Consider the following 19,826-nt stretch of genomic DNA (forward strand, 5'->3'; position numbering starts at 1 on the left):
ACAAAAAACATTCCCGGATACGGCTCTATTTCTCTCAAAATCAGCTACAAAATAACAGAATCGAGGATTCCCGGGGAAGCCTCGAATAATTTAGTTTTCATAATTTCTTAAAAAACAATTAACTTAGCTTCGCCTATGTTGGCAGCAAATAGTTTATGATGGAAACAACATTTGATTTTGAAAAGCCTATCGCTGATTTACAAACTCAAATCGAAAAGGTAAAGCAAGTAGAAGAAAAAACCAAAGTAGATATGGGCGCGACTATCCGCGAACTGGAAGAAAAACTCGAACAAACTAAGCTTGAGGTATATAACAACATGACAGGCTGGCAAAAAGTCCAGATGTCAAGACATGCTGATCGTCCTCAAACTTTCGACTATATCGACCTTATCTGTGACGATTTTATTGAATTACATGGCGACCGTACGGTAAAAGATGACAAAGCAATCGTTGGTGGCTTTGCCTCTATCGGCGGGCAGCCCGTGATGGTAATCGGTCATCAGAAAGGTAAAAATACGAAAGAGCGTCAATTCCGTAACTTCGGTATGGCTAATCCTGAAGGCTATCGTAAAGCTTTACGCTTGATGAAAATGGCAGAGAAATTCAATAAACCTGTTGTTACATTAATCGACACCATGGGTGCTTATCCTGGACTAGAGGCGGAAGAACGCGGTCAAGGTGAAGCGATTGCTAGAAACCTTCTGGAAATGTCTGTGTTGAAAGTTCCTGTAATCTGTATTGTTATTGGTGAAGGTGCATCAGGTGGTGCGTTAGGTATTGGTATTGGCGATCGCGTATACATGCTTCAAAACACGTGGTACTCGGTTATCTCTCCAGAATCTTGTTCTTCGATCCTATGGAGAAGTTGGGATCACAAAGAACGTGCTGCAGAAGCGTTAAAATTAACCGCTGAAGACATGTTGGGTAATGGATTAATCGATGGTATTATTGCAGAGCCATTGGGTGGTGCTCATCAAGATCCGGAAACAACAGCAATCAATGTGAAAAATAGAATTCTAGAGGATTTAGCACTCTTAATTCCTAAAGATAAAGACGCACTCGTTGCAGAACGTATTGATAAGTTCAGCAAAATGGGCGTTGTTAACGAATAATAACAATAAACATAGAGAAAGCGTCTGAAAGGACGCTTTTTTTTATGATTTGAGTCTTGCGAGGATGCTTTACTAGATAAAAAGACACACTCGTCAGTTTCCTTTATAAGGAATCGGATCAACGAGCTTAAATACAAATTCCATTTTCTCCCCTTTCCGCTCGACTTCCAGTTTAATCAAGTCCCCATCTTTATGCTGAAGCTTAGACATCAGGTCTTTCAGTTTCATATTTTCGGTACGCTTGCCGTTAACACGAAGTAAAATATCATCCTTCTGTATCCCAACATGCTCAGCAGGAGAGTTTTTCCGTACCCCAGCAACAACATAGACCGGCAACAGCTTAAATTCGTATTTTAATACTTGCGACTCCCAGGCAGTCACAGCACCATTTGGATTATCCCGATCCCGACTCCCAATACTGGTCGCAACCTCACGCTGCGTCCAAACTAAACCGTCATGCTTTATCTCCATCCCACTCATATTGAACTCAAAGGGTTTGCCATAGTTCCGATTCGGACGCAGGAAGATCTCATCTGCCTGATAGTTCAGAATCACATGGAAATGTCTAAGAACCTGATTGCCGACAGAGCCAATCCGACCTTCCGCCAAACGCGCAGCATGTACAGCATTCGTATCTGGATAGGATACCACCGGTTGCTTTATATGAAAACCCGCCCAGTCGAATCCCGAAATCCGATTCCGAAAACCAAAGATTTCCCCATTAAAACCTCTACCTATAAACTCATACACACTAGGATCCTGCACTTTAAAGTCCTTCAATACAAAAGGAAAGATGAGCATACCATCCGAATTCCCCATATCAATTAACATCTTCGCATGCTCTAAACGATGATCAGCAAGACGAATATCCACTTCTGTATAAGGACGATCGCGCTCTAATACAATCGGCACACGTGTATATTTTCTGGTCAATTTCGTAGGGTAGTCGAACGGATCAAATAGCTCTATTTTGCACTTCACATAATCGATCTTCAGCATAAACTCCTGTATAAATCGAGCCCCCAGAATACCATTTACCGGCATCCCAATATGACTGGAGATATCTAACTCCTCCCCATCGATAACAAATACGTTGTGAGTAGAATCACGCAAGATAGCGCCAATTTCCAAATCATTAGCAACCGCCATAATGCCCTCTACCCCATCCTCAATACCTATACCCGAAAACTTCACCTTATGAACATTATCCAAAGGAACAGAATCGCGGGTACTCGCAAATAAAATCGTCTCCTTTACACCAGTATCCAATAGAAATGATAACGAAACCCCATTCAACTTGACTGGAATTATTATCAAATTACCAACCAACTCAAAATCAAAAGATCGCTTCTTCGAAAGAAAAGAAAAATCCGATTGCCCATGAGCCATAAAACTCATCAAGCACAACAAAAGAAGTGCAAGTATTTTCATATAGATAGGCTTATAATACGAATATACGATTTAGACATTAGATTTTAGATGTTAGACGTCTAACCAACTATATGTCGAGCAGTTTCTAATATCCAAAAAATACGTTAGCTAATATTTTCGTCAGGTTCAATTGTATTCGTCCTATTTATCTAAGCATAAATGCTTTATTTCACCTCTTTTAAATCTAATGATGAATCAATAGGAAGGCATATCGCAAACCCTAATTCAGTTAAGTATAAAATCCTTGACAACTGACTAGTCCTGAAAAATAGATACGGTTTTTCAGTGATTAAAAATACATAATTTTATGCAGTAGTAGCCGAGAGGTTTCTACTGCTTTTTGTTTTATAAGTTTTGTAATTCATATTTGATTTGAGATGCATTTGATTGGGAGTTAGCATATGATTAGACCAATGTGGTCTGTCATTGTTGTAGATATTGATTGCTTCCTCTACAATTTGCTTCATCAAAGTTAGCTCTAAATGATAGCTATCAATCATGAACTCTTGTTTCAGGATACCGTTTATACGTTCAGCAATGGCGTTTTCATAAGGATCAGAGTTTTCTGTCATACTGCACTTAATCTTGTATTTGTTTAGATAATATTGATACTCGTCTGAACAATATTGTATACCTCTGTCGGAATGATGGATTAATGATTCCTTTATTTTTCTTTGTTTTTGAGCCATTTTCAATGCTTTGACAACATGACTTGTACACATTGTGCTTGAGATTTCAAAGCCTACTATCTTCTTAGAATATACATCTGTAATCAAACTTAGATAACAAGGTTTTTCTCGTTTTCCGATGTAAGTAATGTCACTCACCCAAACTTGATTGGGACGATAAATATTCATTTCTTTAATAATATTAGGATATTTTCTAAATCGATGATGTGACATGGTCGTGGTGCGATAACTCCGTTTTGGAATAATTAATAAGTGATTGGCTCGTAAAATATCAAAAAACTTGTCTCTGCCAACTTTTAATACCTGTAGTTCTTGGACCATTAAATGATAGAGTTTCCGTGTACCAATTCTTGGCTGAACAGCGCGTAGTTCCTGGACTAAGCTCACAACTTTACTCGCTATATTTTGACTTCTTTTAGTTCGTTTGATTCTTCGATAATACACTTGCCTGCTTAACCCGAACAACCCACAAGTAAAACTTAGGCTTTCTTGTTTTTCTTGTCGGAAACGATCGATTGTGCGGGTTTGAAGTTTTTTCTTACGTCTATTTTATATTCTTGTTCGGCAATATCGATCATCATATCAAAGATAATCGCTTTGGAATCAGCAATGTAATTCTGTCGCTCAAGCTGCGCTTTCTGCTTCTCCAACAATTTGATTTTGGCTTCTAATTCTAAGATGCGTTGTTCTGGTGACTTTGCCATACTGGATGGTATTTGATTCTCCCAATCAAAGTTACCATATTTTTTCAACCAGTTACGAATTGTGCTATCTCCTTGGATACCATACTTTCTTTGTGCTTGTGTGCTTGTCAATTCTCCGGATTCAACTTCTCTGACAACATTCAGTTTGAAGCTTAAAGTGTAATCACGCTGCGTACGTTTTACATAATTGGATATTTCTTTCATAACGATTCTTTTTATGTATCGTTATTTCAGGACGAGACAAACATTAAATACAAAAAGAGGAACCCAGTTTCCGGTTCCTCTTTTTGTGATTTCAAATCGAATGTCTAACATCTAGAATCTAATGTCTAACATCTAATGTCTATTATCTAACATCTATTCACACTAGATCGCACTCAACACCCCTCTAAAATAGCCTACAGTCTCGGCGATTCCAGGTAATGGGTCTTTCATGTCTTTTTCGAATTCGATGCTACACGAGCCTTTGTATCCGATTTTCAGCAAGCCTTTTGTAAATGCTGGAATATCGATTACCCCTCTCCCAAGCTCGCATGTCTTTCCGTCCTTTGTTGCGGATGTAACGTTCTTAAGGTGCAGGTCAAAAATACGGTCTTTATAGCGCAGTAGATCTTTTAACGGATCTTGTCCGTCGCGCATATTGTGGCCCATATCGAAACACATACCTACATTTTTATCGAGCGCTTTGATATTATTCCAAATTACGGTTGCATTCGGATAGATTTTATCTTCCGGTCCATGGTTATGGATGGCATAGCGAATATTTGTTTCCTTACATTTCTGCGATACATAAGGTAGGTCTTTAATTTCTGGAATTCCGACTATTAAGTCGACACCTACACGTTTTGCATAGTCGAATGCTTTGTCGATATCGGCTGTTGTTTTCGTATAGATTGGACCTACAGCATATCCTTTAACATTCGCATCAGCCAATTTCTTGTGGAATGCCGCAATCTGCTCTGCCGAGCTGGTCAATGGTAAGTGAAAATCTTTAATACATAAGTAGCGAACTTCAATACGCTTCATCATCGCTAGCGATTGATCAAGATCAAAATGAACGAAGCTATACCCGGCCATACCAAGTTTCAAGCGATCTTGTTTATTGACAGTGGATTGTTTCTCAAAGGCGTTTGCAGTACTGCTTAATAAAGAAGGTGCAGCAATTAATGCCGTACCCGCCATAAATGTTTGTTGTAAAAACTGGCGTCTTGATGCTGATTTATCTCTCATCGAATTAGGTTTACGTTGTGTTAACTTAAATATAAGGATATAGCCTAGCAATCCCAAATTGGATCCGTCAATTCAGCTGTTTTTCGATAAAATTATTACAGAAGAAGGTCGTTGCTGAAGCCTAGCTTAGCCCTAGCTGAAGCATACCTCATTCGAAGAATGCCAAGATTAATGGGTTAAAAGAATAGTCAATAGTGATAGATCTCTAGCGGAAAAATGAATGAAGAAAAAAGTGAGGAAGAAAAAAAAGCTGTACCATCGTTTTATGGTACAGCTTTTTATTTATTGCTTATGATATTTCGCTTAGAAAGTATCGATAGCTTGATTTAATGTTGCAGAAGGACGCATTGCTTTTGCAGCTAATTCATCATTTGGATAGTAATATCCTTCGATGTTTTGTGCTTTGCCTTGTGCGCCGATTAATTCTTCGTTGATTTTCGCTTCGTTGCTTGATAAAGCAGCTGCTAAACCTGCGAAAGCATTTGCTAATTCAGCATCTTTTGTTTGTGCTGCCAAAGCTTCTGCCCAGTATAGTGCTAAATAGAAGTGAGAACCGCGGTTGTCAATCTGACCAACTTTACGAGCTGGAGATTTATCTGTCGCTAAGAATTTAGCATTTGCCTCATCTAATGCATCAGCCAATACTTGCGCTTTCGCATTGTTTTGTGTTTGTGCTAAGTGCTCCAAAGATGCTTGTAACGCTAAAAACTCACCTAATGAATCCCAACGTAAGTATCCTTCTTCTAAGAATTGTTCAACGTGCTTAGGTGCAGAACCACCAGCACCAGTTTCGAATAAACCACCACCGTTCATTAATGGAACGATAGATAACATTTTCGCTGATGTACCTAATTCTAAAATTGGGAATAAGTCAGTTAAATAATCGCGTAACACGTTTCCTGTTACAGAGATGGTATCTAAACCTTGACGAATACGCTCTACAGAGAATTTCGTAGCTTCAATTGGAGATAGGATACGAATATCTAATCCGTTTGTATCGTAGTTCGCTAAGTATGTATTTACTTTTTTGATGATCTCTCTATCGTGTGCACGGTTTTCATCTAACCAGAAAACGGCAGGAGTATCTGATAAACGAGCGCGATTTACGGCTAGTTTAACCCAGTCTTGAATAGGAGCATCTTTTGTTTGACACATACGGAAGATATCGCCTGCTTCAACAGCTTGCTCCATATATACATTACCAGCCGCATCAACAACACGGATTGTACCATTTGAAGCTGCTTGGAATGTTTTATCGTGTGATCCGTACTCTTCAGCTTTTTGAGCCATTAATCCTACGTTTGGTACTGAACCCATTGTTTTAGGATCATAAGCACCATTCACTTTACAATCTTCGATTACTGCTTCGTAGATACCAGCGTATGAACGATCTGGAATAATCGCTAAAGTGTCTTGCTCTGCGCCATTTTTATCCCACATTTTACCACCGATACGAATCATTGCTGGCATAGATGCATCAACGATTACATCAGAAGGTACGTGTAGGTTCGTGATTCCTTTGTCAGAATTCACCATCGCTAAATCAGGACCGTTCGCAATTGCTGCTTCGATTGCTGCTTTAACCTCTGCTTCTTTTGCATTGCCTGCAATTTTAGCATAAACCTCACCTAATCCGTTGTTCTTGTTGATTCCCAATTCAGCGAATAAATCACCATACTGTGCGAATACATCTTTGAAGTAAACTTCAACAATAGCACCGAAGATAATAGGGTCAGAAACTTTCATCATCGTCGCTTTCAAGTGTGCCGACAATAAGATGCCTGCTGCTTTTGCTTCTGCAATCGCATCCGCAACGAATGATTTTAATTTTGCAATATTTAATACCGATGAGTCAATAACTTCACCTGCTTTCAGGTTACCTAAGCCTTTTAATTCTTTTACAGAACCATCAGCTGCAACAAATTCAATTTTGTATTGTGAATCATTTGCTACAGTTACAGATTTCTCTGTGCTATAGAAATCACCGTCTTGCATTGACGTTACCGCCGTTTTGCTATCGGATGCCCATGCACCCATACGGTGCGGGTTAGCCTTTGCGTAGTTCTTAACTGCTTTAGGTGCACGACGATCAGAGTTACCTTCGCGTAATACCGGATTTACAGCCGATCCTAAAACCTTCGCATACGTTGCTTTGATCTTCTCTTCTTCCGCATTTGCTGGTGCATCTGGGTAGTTAGGGATTGCGTAACCTGCTTTTTGCAGCTCTGCAATCGCTCCTTTTATCTGCGGAATAGAAGCAGAAATATTTGGAAGCTTAATAATATTAGCTTCTGGTTGAGTAGCCAATTGACCTAGTTCTGCTAATGCATCGCTTGTCTTTTGATCTGCTGTTAAATAGTCATTGAAGTTTGCAAGGATACGTCCTGCTAATGAAATGTCTCTTAATTCGATTTCAATATTCGCTGGTTTTGCGAATGCTTGAACAATGGGTAGAAATGAATACGTTGCCAATAACGGCGCTTCATCTGTTTTTGTGTAAATGATTTTAGATGACATAATTTTCTATTGAAATGATATTGTTTTGCTTTAAAAAATGGAAAACAAGCTATAAAACAACCTGTTTTTTTAAAATTCGCCTAAAGATAACAAAATGAAAATAAAATAGACATAAATACGCAAATAATACCTGAACATTGAAAATCAATGACCGATTCTAATTATTCCACCTTATTTTTTGTTATTTTTCTTGGCTTTAGCGTTGAATTCCGTGTAGTATTTCGGGCCCTTCATACAGCTTTATTCCGTCTTTCGGAAAATCAATGCCAGCAACTATTAAAGCTTTCGCCAAATCCGCCGTTTGAATAGCGCGATACTTATGAAATAAGCCAACCTGATTGAAAAATTTGATAGCGCGAACAGCGACTTTCTCACCTAAACGATCAGTGTTGGGCCGGTCAATAATTCCAGGGCGCAAAATCGTCAAGCTTGGAAATTCAAGACTTCGAATAGCCTCTTCTAAGGCGCCTTTCATTCTTGGATAATAAAACTTCGCTTGGGGATCCGCTTGCATGGATGATAAGAGCACAAAGGTATGCACGCCTTTCGCTTTAGCGAGCGCCGCAAAACTTAGGGGATAATCATGGTCAATCTTCCATTGTGCCGATTGGCTGCCAGCATCTTTAATTGTCGTACCAAGTGTACTAAACGCAATATCGCCTTCAATATGCTCGCTAAAATCAGCAAGCCTATTGAAATCGACAATAATCTCTTCTAACTTTTCTTGTGGTTCGAAATAGGGCCTGCGCAGCAAAACTCGAACTTTTTTAACGTCGCTACGCGCAATTAACTGCTTGACAAGCTCTTTACCTGTCGCTCCTGAACCACCAATAACTATGGCTTTTATACCCATTATCAACTGCTAAAATAAGACGTCACGAATATTCACATCCCGATCGAAAGATGCTTTCGCAAATGGACATAGGGGCAATATCTTGACGTTATTTTCACGCGCATATTCAACTGCTTTCATTAATAAGACATGTCCAATTCCCTTTCCCTTTTCTTCGGGATCAACTTCCGTATGATCAATAATGATCTTTCCCGGTCCTGCAGCCGAATAGGTCATCTCTCCTATTGTCTTTCCTTCTTCAATGGCATAAAATCCTCCTTTATTGCCATTAACCTCATGTTTTACTAGCATAGGCCTATTTAATTATGTTTAATTGATTGAATTAATTTATCCTCTATGGCCGATTTGGCTCCTACCACTTCCGCAGACACATCATTGGGTACCGTCATTGACAACACATAATGCTTGATAATCCAGCTACCGTTCTGTAGTTCCAATACGGCAGATCCTCGACAGATCTTCATCTGTGTATCTAACAATTCATCAAGCCATGCGGTTTTACCGTCGGCTGAAAAAATAATATGTCGTTCCAAGGCTTTCATGTTCCAAGCCCTTCCTTTATCGAAATGCGGCTTCGCATATGCCATAAACGCGGCTTTATCCCACCGTTCCGTCGCATCCGTACCGATAAAAATAGACTGCTCATCCATCATGTCAAAATAGGCTTTAAAGTCCGCACGTGCAGCGGCTAAATGCCAATCATCCATCCGTTTGGATACTACATCTGCAGGACGCTGCGCAAATAAGGACATCGATGAAATAATAAAAATGGAGAGAAACAGTAATCTTTTCATAGGAAAAATTTGAACTAAATATACTGATTCCCTAAGAAAATATGCTAATTACAGCACTGAAATGACATTCAGAAAGCATTAAGCTTTACGGAAGTGCTTCATGTTTTTGGTTACATTAACGGAAGTCCATTCGATATGTTTCTTAAATTCCTCAGAACGTATCGGACAGTCCTCTACGGCACAGTAATGACAACACTCTGGCAAACAAGGATCTGCATGAATAAAGAACTCTGTCTTGGATTCCAAATTCGCATTTAGAATTTGGTCAAAATCAGAGATACTATCGTGCACTTGGCTAAGGTCGTAGTAATTTGGAAGTGTTAAGTGGCAATCGATATGAAGCTCTTGCCCATATCGTTGAACACGTAAGTTATGTACATCAATCCACTCCGTTTTTCGTTTGTCTTTTAAGATGGCTACCACTTCGTCAATTACTTCTTGATCCGACTCATCCATAAGACCTGAGATAGATTTACGCAGTAATTTATAACCATTATATAAGATAAAAAATCCTAAGACGATTGACAAAGCTAAATCAATCCAAGGAAGCTTGGTGAGCTTCATAATGAATAAACCAACGATTAATCCAATGGAGCTGTAAGCATCAATTTGCAAATGTTTTCCGTCAGCTTCGATGGTGAGTGAGCGTAAGGCACGACCACGTTTGATTAAGTAAAATCCAACGCCAAAGTTGATGAGTGATGTAATAAAGATAAGCAACATCCCCTCTTCGACGTTTGCAACGGGTTGGGGGAAGAAAATATTGTAAATCGCCTTGACTAAAATAACACTACCGGCGATAAATATTAAGGCACCTTCGACAAAGACCGAGAAGAATTCAACTTTCCCGTGCCCATATGGATGATTTAAATCTTTGGGTTGTGCAGCAAGGTAGATACTATAATAAGCGAATCCGGAAGCTGCGATATTGACGATGCTCTCTGCGGCGTCTGAAAAAATTGCATTCGATTCTGTAATAAAATATGCAACGAATTTTATTAGCATTAATACAATCCCTGTCACTAAGGACAGTAACACCAATCTCATTTGTCTAGACATTTCCTTTTCTAGTTGAAGGCACAAAATTAATGAAATTATCAGCGAATTAAATTATTTTTTTATTACTATTTTCTATTAAATTGATTAGCATAGCGTTCTGCGATTATCGTAACAACGAAGATCTGGAACGCATGAAAGACCATTAATGGTATAATATATAGTCCCATATTTGGGTTCCCCGCAAACAGAAATTTACTGAAAACTGACCCATGGGTTAAAGATTTCTTTGATCCACAAAATAAGGCGGTAATTTGATCTTCTCGATTGAATTTAAGCACATAACGTGTGATGACATAAACCAATGCATACACGATAAAGAATAAAAAGATAACACCTATAAATAACCAAATGAGATACATTGTCCCTACTTTATGGAATACATCGGATAGAAACGACTCCGCAAAACTGCTGTAAACAATGGATAAAATAACAGCTTTATCAAATTTCGCCAGCGGCTTACTATACTTTGTTGCCCATTTTCCAAGATATGGCTGTAACATCAACCCTAAAATCACGGGTATAATAATCTCCTTAATAAGCCCCCAATACACATCTCCTAATACGTTCACCTGCTCAAACTCCAAGAAAGCTTGCATTAGTAACGGCGTCACGACGACTCCAATTAATCCCGATATACTCGCATTGAAAATCGCAGCGGGTATGTTTCCTCGGGCAATTGATACCATCACCACAGAGGACGATACGGTTGATGGCAATGCGGCTAAAAAATAGAAGGATAACCAAAATTGCTCTTGAACAATCCCTTGAATAAAAGGTCTAAATGCTAAGATAATCAGTGGAAATAATGCAAAGGTAAATAGCTGAATCGAAACGTGGAGTTTCCAGTTTTTCAAGCCCTCTTTGATCTCTCCAAAGCTTAGTTTCAAGCCATAAAAGAAAAAAATAAGGGACACGCCTATCGTGCTTATCGTATCAAATAAATGACCGCCTTGCGCACTTACTAAATCAGGATAGATATACGCCAGAATTATCATGGCGATCAGGGCTAATATAAAACCATCAAACTTGAGCTTCATCTTACGAAGGATTGTTTGGCAAAATTAGGAATTTATTTCATGGGCTTGTTGCCTTGATTTATTTAAAAAATCTCATCTTTATAAAGATTTTATTACATATTTATCAGTTTAAGTGAAAGCTATATAATATATTTGCAATATCATGAGTACAGCATCATATTTATCAGAAAGGATAAACAATCTATCCGAATCAGCAACATTAAAGATGACCAAATTAGGTCGCGAACTGGCGGCAAAAGGCATCAATGTCATTAGTTTAAGTGTAGGCGAACCAGACTTCAATACTCCAGCACATGTTAAGGATGCTGCAAAGAAGGCTTTGGATGAGAACTATACACGTTACTCGCCAGTACCAGGCTACCCAGATTTGCGCCAAGCGATCGTTAATAAGTTGAAAAACGAAAACGGCTTAGATTATGATATTTCGCAAATCGTCGTTTCTACAGGCGCGAAACAATCATTGTCCAATGTGATCTTAACTTTGGTGAATCCAGGTGACGAGGTAATTATTCCAACACCATACTGGGTTTCTTATTCCGAGATGGTTACTTTGGCAGAAGGTAAATCGGTATTTATCGACACCGATATTGAATCTGATTTCAAAATTACGCCAGCGCAATTAGAAGCAGCGATTACGCCGAAATCTAAAGTATTCATGTTTTCTTCACCTTGTAATCCTACCGGCTCCGTTTATTCGAAAAATGAATTAGAAGCTTTAGCAAAGGTTTTTGAAAAACACCCTGATATCTTCATCATCTCTGATGAAATTTATGAGCATATTAACTTTGTGGATCAACATGAGTCAATCGCTCAATTCCCAGCAATTAAAGATAGAGTAATCATTATCAATGGTTTTTCGAAAGCATTCGCAATGACTGGATGGCGTTTAGGTTATATCGCCGCAAATAAAGAGATTGCAGCAGCGAACGATAAGTTGCAAGGTCAAACAACATCTGGAACTTGTTCAATCGCTCAGCGTGCAGGAATTGTTGCTTACGAGCAAGGATTAGCAAGTGTACTGGAGATGAAAGAAGCGTTTGCTCGTCGTCGTCAATTAGTATACGATTTGTTAAATGATATCCCTGGAGTAAAAACTAATCTTCCTCAAGGTGCCTTCTATTTCTTCCCTCAAATTAGCTCTTTCTTCGGAAAGAAAGATCCAGAAGGAAATGAAATCAAGAACTCCGCAGATTTAGCGCTATACTTATTGAACTTCGGACACGTTGCTACTGTAGGTGGTGATTCATTCGGAAACAATAATTATATCCGATTGTCATATGCTGCTTCCGACGAAAATTTGAAAGAAGCTTTAAGAAGAATTAAAGAAGCGCTAGGAAAATTAGCGTAATCATAATAATATAAAGAAATCGGCCACTTCAAGAAGTGGCCGATTTGCATATGTATTATTTCGAAGTTAGTCTATGTAATTTGAAATTGTCGACCATTTATTGGCTAGCCATTCAATTTCGAGCAATTATTTGTTTAAACGATAACGTAATACAAGATTTCTGCGAGCACACAGCCTAAAGCGATTCCTGTAGTGATAGAAACTATTACTTTAACCCAAATAGGTAGTCTTCCAATCGTAGCCCTCAATTTCGTTTTTCTTTAGTATTAAATTGCGCAACAAATATCTGCAGGCATTTTTTCTTTGACAAACTTGACCGTCGATAAAACTCCATTTGTAAACTTTCAACTACACCGCGAGCCTCTTTAAAAACGCTAAATAAAATATTAACAAATAATTAGCTTTTATAGAATCTATTATCTATTTTTGCATCTCCGTAAAATAACTCGGAGTATTGATAAACAAAATTATTTAAACAATGCAACAGTACGAATCTGTAATCATTCTTACCCCGTTGCTTTCAGAAGACGCTGCGAAAGAAGCTATTGCTAAATTCAAAAGTGTTTTAACAGAAGGCGGAGCCGAAATTATCGCTGAAGATAATTGGGGTTTGAGAAAATTAGCGTATCCAATCCAGAAAAAAACAACTGGATTCTATCACTTAACTGAATTCAAGGCTCCAGGTGATTTAATTAAAAAATTAGAGGTTGAATACAAACGTGATGAGCGCGTGATGCGTTTCTTAACAATCTCTCTAGATAAGCACGCAGTTGCTTACAACGAGAAAAAACGTAGCGGTGCATTCAACAAGAAAACTGAACCAAAAACTGAGGAGGTAGCAAACTAATGGCAAACGAGAATATCCAATACGTAACTGCCCCTAAAGTAGAGGACAACCGTAAAAAATACTGTCGTTTCAAGAAGAACGGTATTAAGTACATCGACTACAAAGACGCCAACTTCTTATTGAAGTTTGTAAATGATCAAGGTAAAATTTTACCTCGTCGTTTAACTGGTACATCATTGAAATTTCAACGTAAAGTAGCTCAAGCCGTGAAACGTGCGCGTATCATCGGATTATTGCCTTACGTAACTGATTCATTAAAATAAGGAGGATACGATAATGGAAGTTATATTAAAACAAGATGTTAAACACCTTGGAGAGAAAGACGATATCGTAGTAGTAAAACCAGGTTATGGTCGTAACTACTTAATCCCTCAAGGATTTGCAGCAATGGCTACGCCGTCTGCAAAGAAAGTGTTAGCTGAGAATATCAAACAAGCTCAGTTTAAACAAGAAAAAATTAAGAAAGATGCTACAGAATTAGCAGCTAAATTAGAAGCGGTAAAATTATCTATCGGTGCTAAAGCGGGTGAGTCTGGCAAAATCTTCGGTAAAGTGAATAGCATTCAAATCGCTGACGCTTTAAAAGCTCAAGGATTTGATGTTGATCGCCGTCGTATTACTTTCGAAACAGAGCCTAAAAATGTAGGTGAGTACATTGCTAACTTAAACTTACACAAAGAAGTTAAAGTTCAAGTACCTTTCGAAGTAGTTGCTGAGTAATCTTACTTTAAAACATAAAAAAGGGTTATTTCTTACGAAATAACCCTTTTTTATTATACCACATTTAGCATTCTAGCTAGAAAGCCCCCAACTAATTCCAATAAAAATTCCATCCCTCCTACAAGTAGCCCCTCTACACGAAAACAAAAATAAAAACCGAATATCAATAAGCATCTACACACAGTACATCGTCAGCTTTCAAGGTTAATCTTCTGTTAGGCGACTCACAGCCAGAGAAGGTCGTCATGTAAAGGGATCGTGGAATAAAGCGGAGCGCAGTGAGCATTTATGCCGCGAAAGCCCTTTATTTGACGAAACCTTCGGAGGCTATCTTTGCTGAAACAGACGATTATCCGCTAATACCGATAGTAAATATACAGTAGTGCACTAAGAAATAATATCACACATCCCTACCGAAAGCTGTTAAAAATACTAACTACTATATACTACCTACCAACTACTACCTACCAACTACTACCTACCAACTACTATATACTAACTACTAAATACTAAATACTAAATACTAAAAAAAAAACGCCCTAAGGCGTCTAATATCTAATATCTAATGTCTAATGTCTAAAATCTACTATCTAAATTAACGTAAATATATCCTGCACCCCTAAAAGTCTTCTTGCTGTAAATCCTTCAGCATACTTCACTTGGATTGAACGACCAAGTTCATGCGCACGTGCGCGTGTAGACGCCATAAAATCAGGATTTGAGATATAGGTTTGTGGTTCTGTATCATCCGCTTGTACGTTAAACTGAGTCGTATACGCAAGAACGGATCGCTCTTTAATATCCCAGTAATCTGTAATATCTACAAGAATATCAGGCCTTATGTATTTGTCTTGAATTAATTGCAACTGTAATCTCGGGCGAAAAGCTTCTTGATCTACGCCATCAACAGCGGTTTCAACACGACGCAAACCGGCAATAAAAATAGCATCATTGACGAGCTTGCTGGCTCTCCCATGATCGGGATGACGATCATCTAAAGCATTCGTGATAACAATCTCTGGTTGGTACTTACGAATCGCTTTCACGACTTCCAATTGGTTGCTCTCGTCATTTTGGAAGAAACCATCACGTAGTTTTAGATTTTCACGAACAGCAACTCCGAGTATTCGGGCAGCTTTTGCGGCTTCTTGAGCGCGCGTCTCAGCAGTCCCTCGGGTTCCTAATTCCCCTTGCGTCAAATCTATGATACCTACCATTTTACCCTCAGCAACATATTTGGCAATTACACCTCCAGCACCCAATTCTGCATCATCAGGATGCACCGTCATCACAAGTAAATCTAATTTCATGAGTTTCCGTTTCTATTGTGCGAAAGTACGAAATAATAATCCTATGCAGGGCTGCTTAGCAATTCTTCGATCTTCTGATGTACCTTTTTTGACATAGGGCTGGTAATTGAGTAGAAATGATCAACAACCTCTCCTTTTCTATTGATTAAATACTTATGAAAATTCCAGAATGGGGCGGTCCCTACAGTACCATTTGCGGACTCGTCAGACAAGTACCGGTATAATGGGTCGGTATATTCGCCAACGACATGAATACGCTTGAAGACAGGGAAAGACACCTGCTGGTTGATCCGGCAAAAAGTCTCTAATGTACGACCAGTTAACGGTTCTTGATTTCTAAAATCATTGGACGGAAATGCTAATATCTCAAAACCTAACTCGCGGTATTTCTTATACAGATTTTCAAGCGATTTGAATTGCTTCGTAAAAAAGCATTTGCTCGCGGTATTGACAATTAATAAAACCTTGCCTTCAAAGTCTTTGAGGGACTTCTTTTGGCCATTAAATTCCAATGCATTAAAATCATAAACGGTAGCTTTCATACTAAATTAGGTCTAAGGGTTACGAATGGGGCGAACACGTTCATATTCACGAATGATGTTCTCTATTTCAAAATCCTCTTGCGGATCATAGGTACTTTTTAAGTTATGCCCGAATAGCTTGGCCACACCTTGATAGACAAAGGCAGATACTCCCCCCTTCATGTCTTTCACTAAATCATAGCTGGTGTTGCCGGTTTGGCGTTCGATAAGCTTTATCAGGATTTTACCCTGTGAGACGGTCAGATTCTTCACTTCGGAGGTGATCTTCTCTTTAATTTCGCGCTCACATTCTTTGATTAATCGCTTCTCTTCTCTTCCAGAATTGGCAGTTGCTAAGTCACGATCTAATTGGTCATATCGCTTTTGGGCATAAATAGCATAAGGCAATACACGAATAACATTTCGCTTAAGTCGTAAATAACGTTGTCGTTCATCTTCACTTTTCCATTGACGAACAGCAGTAATCACGACTTCTTCAATAGGAAACCAGGGAACAACTTCTCCATTGTCCAAGGTTGTAGTAGCATAATGTTCAACCACCTCGGCCTTCCCTTCTCCATACTGCGGTTTCGTCAATGTCTGTGCATGACTTAACAGCGACGTCGTAAGGAGAAAAACGCCCAACAAAACCCACTTATTAATACTCCTAAGCATCCTCAATAAATTATTTCCTCTGGCTTAATATTAATTTTTTTCGTATATTTATACAATACAAGAAACATTTTTTCTGTATTATTTGCCCAATAAATTTAGCAAATTATATTTAATTATCATAGTGATTTAGAGGAGTTATATGCAAGAATATGTGATTGATATTGAGGCTGAAAATAAGGAAATCCGAAAAAGATACCGTGCGTTATTAAGAGCTTGCAAACCGACATTACAAAAAGGCGATAAACAACAGATCCGTAAAGCATTTGATTTGGCCCTAGAAAGCCATAAAGATATGCGTCGTAAATCTGGAGAACCCTATATTTACCACCCTATTGCTGTTGCACAAATTGCGGCCGAAGAGATCGGCTTGGGAACGACTTCTATTGTCTGCGCATTACTGCATGACGTTGTCGAAGATACCAGCGTTACTTTACAAGACATCGAAGAACAATTCGGTAAAAAAGTCGTGCGTATTATCGACGGTTTAACGAAGATATCGGGCATATTTGACCCCAATAGCTCTATGCAAGCGGAGAACTTCCGCAAGATGCTCCTCACTTTAGCCGATGATGTCCGTGTGATTTTAATTAAGCTAGCCGACCGTTTGCATAATATGCGAACTATGGAATTTATGGCTCGCCATAAGCAGCTTAAAATCGCGTCAGAAACTAGTTATTTATATGCACCCCTCGCCCATCGTTTAGGATTATATGCCATCAAATCGGAATTGGAAGACCTTTCCATGAAGTATACCGATCCTGATACTTATAAATTTATCGCGAAGAAATTAAATGAGAAAAAAGCCGAACGTGAGAAATTCATTGGCGACTTTATTGGGCCAATTAATGGAATATTAAAAGAAGAAGGTATCAATGCCTCTGTTTTCGGGAGACCGAAATCCATACACTCCATCTGGAATAAGATGCGTAAAAAGTCGATCCCTTTCGAAGAAGTTTACGACTTATTTGCTATCCGTATTATCATAGACACAGAAGCCGAAAAGGAAAAAACAGAGTGTTGGAAGGTGTACTCGATTGTTACAGATCTTTATCGTCCAAATCCTGATCGACTACGAGACTGGGTATCCTCGCCGAAAGCAAATGGCTACGAATCATTACATACAACTGTAATGGGCCCTAGAGGCCAATGGGTGGAAGTTCAAATTCGAACTAGACGCATGAATGAAATTGCAGAGAAAGGATTTGCAGCACACTGGAAATACAAAGAATCGAATTCTGATAATGGTCTAGATCAATGGATACAGAAAGTTCGTGATATCTTGAGTAATCCAGAATCCAATGCAATGGATTTTGTCGACGACTTTAAGATGAACCTCTTCTCTGACGAAATCTTCATCTTTACACCGAAGGGAACACTAGTGCAACTTCCAAACGGTGCAACCACACTCGACTTTGCTTTTGAAATCCACACCGATATCGGTGCTACCTGTATTGGTGCTAAGGTAAACCATAAGCTTGTGCCTTTAAGTCATGAACTGCAGAATGGTGATCAAGTAGAGATTATTACCTCGAGCAAGCAAACGCCAAAAGAAGATTGGCTAAACTTTGTAGTTACTGCAAAAGCAAAATCTAAGATTAAATCTTCACTGAAGGAAGAAAAACGACGCGTTGCTGAGGACGGAAAAGAGATTTTAGAGCGTAAATTAAAATCTCTTAAAATCACCTACAACACCGAAAATATCAATAAAATTGCGAACTACTTTAAGTTTCCAAGCTCGCAAGAGCTGTTCTATAATGTTGCAAAAGGAACAATAGACATTAAGAATCTAAGAGAGTTTGTTGCTGCAGAACGTTCTGAAGATGCCAACCAAAATCAATTCCAGGCACATATCAGTGGTCTTGTTGAAAAAATCAACAAGAAAGATGATACCATCCTCATTGGGGATGACTATCAGAAGGTGGACTATACGTTAGCTCCTTGTTGTAACCCAATCCCTGGTGATGATATTTTCGGATTCCTAACCGTTAATGATGGCATCAAGATCCATAGAACAAGCTGTCCGAATGCTTCAAAATTAATGGCAAACTACGGGTATCGTATTCTAAAAGCTAAATGGGCATCTTTACATAACAATGTCGCTTTCTTAACTGGCTTGAGAATTGTCGGTATTGATGATGTCGGTTTGGTGAATAAGATTACCACGGTTATCTCACAAGACTTCCATGTCAATATCCGCTCACTCTCTATATCGAGTAATGATGGTATATTCGAAGGCGATATTATGGTCTTTGTCAATGATGTAGGACAATTGGATAGTCTCTTCAAACACTTAAAACAAATCCCTGGCATCACAGGAGTTACTCGATATGAGTCAGAGAACTAAAGACTTACAGCGCTTTGACAATCGAGCTATATAATACCATTCTATTTTGGTAATTTTGAACCTTAAAACTTGCTGAATAATATGAAACAGGGCGAAAACTACGAAACTGTTAAAAAGATTTTCGAAGCTTACTTGGAAAACAAAAATCTTAGAAAGACTCCAGAGCGTTATGCTATATTGGAGGAAATATATTCACGCTCCGATCACTTCGACGTCGAGTCTTTATATATCCATATGAAGAACAAGAAATATCGTGTGAGTCGCGCGACCGTTTACAATACCTTAGAACTTCTCGTTTCCTGTGATTTGGTAACCAAGCATCAATTTGGCCGTAACATGGCGCAATTTGAAAAATCTTATGGCTACAAACAACATGATCACGTGATCTGTATCGAGTGTAATAAGGTTGTAGAATTCTGTGACCCTCGCGTTTATCAGATTCAAACGATGATCGGCGAATTGTTGAATTTCGAGATCAAACACCACTCCTTAAACCTATACGGTATCTGCGCAGATTGTCGTAAATCTAAAACTGCAAAAGACCCAGTAAAAGAAGAAGCAGTAATTTCAAATTAATTTAACATTCGACAAATTAATATATACCTTTGTTCGGAAAAAGGCAAATACATTCCCTT

Annotated in this window: 20 protein-coding genes; 7 read left to right on the forward strand and 13 right to left on the reverse strand. The window is 38.7% G+C overall.

Annotation, left to right across the window (positions count from 1 at the left end):
* The first annotated feature begins 158 nt into the window (after positions 1 to 158).
* Complete coding sequence (locus GFH32_RS10425; RefSeq protein ID WP_153513053.1) at positions 159 to 1,112, forward strand: acetyl-CoA carboxylase carboxyltransferase subunit alpha; 954 nt, start codon at positions 159 to 161, stop codon at positions 1,110 to 1,112.
* A 93-nt stretch (positions 1,113 to 1,205) separates the two neighbouring features.
* Here GFH32_RS10425 and GFH32_RS10430 read toward each other — a convergent pair whose 3' ends face one another.
* The 10 genes from GFH32_RS10430 to GFH32_RS10470 form a co-directional block, all read right to left on the reverse strand.
* Positions 1,206 to 2,543: a PDZ domain-containing protein gene (locus tag GFH32_RS10430; protein WP_153511557.1), complete on the reverse strand. Its 1,338-nt coding sequence runs from the start codon at positions 2,541 to 2,543 to the stop codon at positions 1,206 to 1,208.
* A 305-nt stretch (positions 2,544 to 2,848) separates the two neighbouring features.
* Positions 2,849 to 3,676 (reverse strand): IS3 family transposase, encoded by an 828-nt coding sequence (locus tag GFH32_RS10435; protein ID WP_262884779.1) that lies wholly within the window; start codon positions 3,674 to 3,676, stop codon positions 2,849 to 2,851.
* Positions 3,677 to 3,711: 35 nt separating this feature from the next.
* Complete coding sequence (locus GFH32_RS18400) at positions 3,712 to 4,140, reverse strand: helix-turn-helix domain-containing protein (RefSeq protein WP_228384109.1); 429 nt, start codon at positions 4,138 to 4,140, stop codon at positions 3,712 to 3,714.
* Between the two features lie 162 nt (positions 4,141 to 4,302).
* Positions 4,303 to 5,166 carry a sugar phosphate isomerase/epimerase family protein gene (locus GFH32_RS10440; RefSeq protein WP_228384110.1) on the reverse strand — a complete coding sequence of 288 codons (864 nt, stop codon included), beginning with the start codon at positions 5,164 to 5,166 and terminating at the stop codon, positions 4,303 to 4,305.
* Positions 5,167 to 5,469: 303 nt separating this feature from the next.
* A complete protein-coding gene (locus GFH32_RS10445; RefSeq protein WP_153511558.1) occupies positions 5,470 to 7,683 on the reverse strand; it encodes an NADP-dependent isocitrate dehydrogenase in 2,214 nt (737 codons plus the stop codon).
* A 196-nt stretch (positions 7,684 to 7,879) separates the two neighbouring features.
* Positions 7,880 to 8,536: an NAD(P)H-binding protein gene (locus GFH32_RS10450; RefSeq protein WP_202111298.1), complete on the reverse strand. Its 657-nt coding sequence runs from the start codon at positions 8,534 to 8,536 to the stop codon at positions 7,880 to 7,882.
* A gap of 9 nt (positions 8,537 to 8,545) precedes the next feature.
* Complete coding sequence (locus GFH32_RS10455) at positions 8,546 to 8,827, reverse strand: GNAT family N-acetyltransferase (RefSeq protein ID WP_153511559.1); 282 nt, start codon at positions 8,825 to 8,827, stop codon at positions 8,546 to 8,548.
* An 8-nt stretch (positions 8,828 to 8,835) separates the two neighbouring features.
* On the reverse strand, positions 8,836 to 9,330 hold the full coding sequence (locus tag GFH32_RS10460; RefSeq protein WP_153511560.1) for a nuclear transport factor 2 family protein: 495 nt from the start codon (positions 9,328 to 9,330) through the stop codon (positions 8,836 to 8,838).
* Positions 9,331 to 9,408: 78 nt separating this feature from the next.
* On the reverse strand, positions 9,409 to 10,389 hold the full coding sequence (locus GFH32_RS10465) for a cation diffusion facilitator family transporter (RefSeq protein WP_153511561.1): 981 nt from the start codon (positions 10,387 to 10,389) through the stop codon (positions 9,409 to 9,411).
* 65 nt (positions 10,390 to 10,454) lie between these two features.
* Positions 10,455 to 11,426, reverse strand: coding sequence for a bile acid:sodium symporter family protein (locus tag GFH32_RS10470; RefSeq protein ID WP_153511562.1), 972 nt, complete (start codon positions 11,424 to 11,426; stop codon positions 10,455 to 10,457).
* A 142-nt stretch (positions 11,427 to 11,568) separates the two neighbouring features.
* On the opposite strand from GFH32_RS10470, the gene GFH32_RS10475 reads away from it, so the two are divergent.
* From GFH32_RS10475 to rplI, 4 genes are all read left to right on the forward strand, one after another.
* Positions 11,569 to 12,774 carry a pyridoxal phosphate-dependent aminotransferase gene (locus GFH32_RS10475; RefSeq protein WP_228384111.1) on the forward strand — a complete coding sequence of 402 codons (1,206 nt, stop codon included), beginning with the start codon at positions 11,569 to 11,571 and terminating at the stop codon, positions 12,772 to 12,774.
* 478 nt (positions 12,775 to 13,252) lie between these two features.
* The gene (gene rpsF, locus GFH32_RS10480; RefSeq protein WP_153511563.1) at positions 13,253 to 13,621 is read left to right on the forward strand and encodes a 30S ribosomal protein S6; all 369 of its coding nucleotides are present in this window, start codon (positions 13,253 to 13,255) and stop codon (positions 13,619 to 13,621) included.
* A complete protein-coding gene (gene rpsR / locus GFH32_RS10485; protein ID WP_103906215.1) occupies positions 13,621 to 13,884 on the forward strand; it encodes a 30S ribosomal protein S18 in 264 nt (87 codons plus the stop codon). The genes rpsF and rpsR overlap by 1 nt, the downstream gene beginning before the upstream one ends.
* Positions 13,885 to 13,897: 13 nt before the next feature.
* A complete protein-coding gene (gene rplI / locus GFH32_RS10490) occupies positions 13,898 to 14,341 on the forward strand; it encodes a 50S ribosomal protein L9 (RefSeq protein WP_153511564.1) in 444 nt (147 codons plus the stop codon).
* Positions 14,342 to 14,931: 590 nt separating this feature from the next.
* Here the strand turns inward: rplI and bshB1 are convergent.
* From bshB1 to GFH32_RS10505, 3 genes are read right to left on the reverse strand one after another with little or no spacing between them, the layout of a single operon-like run.
* On the reverse strand, positions 14,932 to 15,651 hold the full coding sequence (gene bshB1 / locus GFH32_RS10495; protein ID WP_153511565.1) for a bacillithiol biosynthesis deacetylase BshB1: 720 nt from the start codon (positions 15,649 to 15,651) through the stop codon (positions 14,932 to 14,934).
* Positions 15,652 to 15,692: 41 nt separating this feature from the next.
* Complete coding sequence (locus GFH32_RS10500) at positions 15,693 to 16,193, reverse strand: glutathione peroxidase (protein ID WP_153511566.1); 501 nt, start codon at positions 16,191 to 16,193, stop codon at positions 15,693 to 15,695.
* Between the two features lie 12 nt (positions 16,194 to 16,205).
* The gene (locus tag GFH32_RS10505; protein ID WP_153511567.1) at positions 16,206 to 16,847 is read right to left on the reverse strand and encodes a DUF4294 domain-containing protein; all 642 of its coding nucleotides are present in this window, start codon (positions 16,845 to 16,847) and stop codon (positions 16,206 to 16,208) included.
* A 139-nt stretch (positions 16,848 to 16,986) separates the two neighbouring features.
* Here GFH32_RS10505 and GFH32_RS10510 point away from each other — a divergent pair, with 139 nt between their 5' ends.
* Both GFH32_RS10510 and GFH32_RS10515 read left to right on the forward strand, forming a co-directional pair.
* The gene (locus GFH32_RS10510; protein ID WP_153511568.1) at positions 16,987 to 19,191 is read left to right on the forward strand and encodes a RelA/SpoT family protein; all 2,205 of its coding nucleotides are present in this window, start codon (positions 16,987 to 16,989) and stop codon (positions 19,189 to 19,191) included.
* A gap of 81 nt (positions 19,192 to 19,272) precedes the next feature.
* A complete protein-coding gene (locus GFH32_RS10515) occupies positions 19,273 to 19,767 on the forward strand; it encodes a Fur family transcriptional regulator (RefSeq protein ID WP_153511569.1) in 495 nt (164 codons plus the stop codon).
* Positions 19,768 to 19,826: the final 59 nt, after the last annotated feature.

It is taken from the genome of Sphingobacteruim zhuxiongii, assembly GCF_009557615.1.
Classification (GTDB): domain Bacteria; phylum Bacteroidota; class Bacteroidia; order Sphingobacteriales; family Sphingobacteriaceae; genus Sphingobacterium; species Sphingobacterium zhuxiongii.

Excerpts from the sequence above, each read along its gene's own strand:
- GFH32_RS10425 (WP_153513053.1), top strand. The coding sequence starts at position 159 with ATGGAAACAACATTTGATTTTGAAAAGCCTATCGCTGATTTACAAACT.
- GFH32_RS10430 (WP_153511557.1), bottom strand. The coding sequence starts at position 2,543 with ATGAAAATACTTGCACTTCTTTTGTTGTGCTTGATGAGTTTTATGGCT.
- GFH32_RS18400 (WP_228384109.1), bottom strand. The coding sequence starts at position 4,140 with ATGAAAGAAATATCCAATTATGTAAAACGTACGCAGCGTGATTACACT.
- GFH32_RS10440 (WP_228384110.1), bottom strand. The coding sequence starts at position 5,166 with ATGAGAGATAAATCAGCATCAAGACGCCAGTTTTTACAACAAACATTT.
- GFH32_RS10445 (WP_153511558.1), bottom strand. The coding sequence starts at position 7,683 with ATGTCATCTAAAATCATTTACACAAAAACAGATGAAGCGCCGTTATTG.
- GFH32_RS10450 (WP_202111298.1), bottom strand. The coding sequence starts at position 8,536 with ATGGGTATAAAAGCCATAGTTATTGGTGGTTCAGGAGCGACAGGTAAA.
- GFH32_RS10455 (WP_153511559.1), bottom strand. The coding sequence starts at position 8,827 with ATGCTAGTAAAACATGAGGTTAATGGCAATAAAGGAGGATTTTATGCC.
- GFH32_RS10460 (WP_153511560.1), bottom strand. The coding sequence starts at position 9,330 with ATGAAAAGATTACTGTTTCTCTCCATTTTTATTATTTCATCGATGTCC.
- GFH32_RS10465 (WP_153511561.1), bottom strand. The coding sequence starts at position 10,389 with ATGTCTAGACAAATGAGATTGGTGTTACTGTCCTTAGTGACAGGGATT.
- GFH32_RS10470 (WP_153511562.1), bottom strand. The coding sequence starts at position 11,426 with ATGAAGCTCAAGTTTGATGGTTTTATATTAGCCCTGATCGCCATGATA.
- GFH32_RS10475 (WP_228384111.1), top strand. The coding sequence starts at position 11,569 with ATGAGTACAGCATCATATTTATCAGAAAGGATAAACAATCTATCCGAA.
- rpsF (WP_153511563.1), top strand. The coding sequence starts at position 13,253 with ATGCAACAGTACGAATCTGTAATCATTCTTACCCCGTTGCTTTCAGAA.
- rpsR (WP_103906215.1), top strand. The coding sequence starts at position 13,621 with ATGGCAAACGAGAATATCCAATACGTAACTGCCCCTAAAGTAGAGGAC.
- rplI (WP_153511564.1), top strand. The coding sequence starts at position 13,898 with ATGGAAGTTATATTAAAACAAGATGTTAAACACCTTGGAGAGAAAGAC.
- bshB1 (WP_153511565.1), bottom strand. The coding sequence starts at position 15,651 with ATGAAATTAGATTTACTTGTGATGACGGTGCATCCTGATGATGCAGAA.
- GFH32_RS10500 (WP_153511566.1), bottom strand. The coding sequence starts at position 16,193 with ATGAAAGCTACCGTTTATGATTTTAATGCATTGGAATTTAATGGCCAA.
- GFH32_RS10505 (WP_153511567.1), bottom strand. The coding sequence starts at position 16,847 with ATGCTTAGGAGTATTAATAAGTGGGTTTTGTTGGGCGTTTTTCTCCTT.
- GFH32_RS10510 (WP_153511568.1), top strand. The coding sequence starts at position 16,987 with ATGCAAGAATATGTGATTGATATTGAGGCTGAAAATAAGGAAATCCGA.
- GFH32_RS10515 (WP_153511569.1), top strand. The coding sequence starts at position 19,273 with ATGAAACAGGGCGAAAACTACGAAACTGTTAAAAAGATTTTCGAAGCT.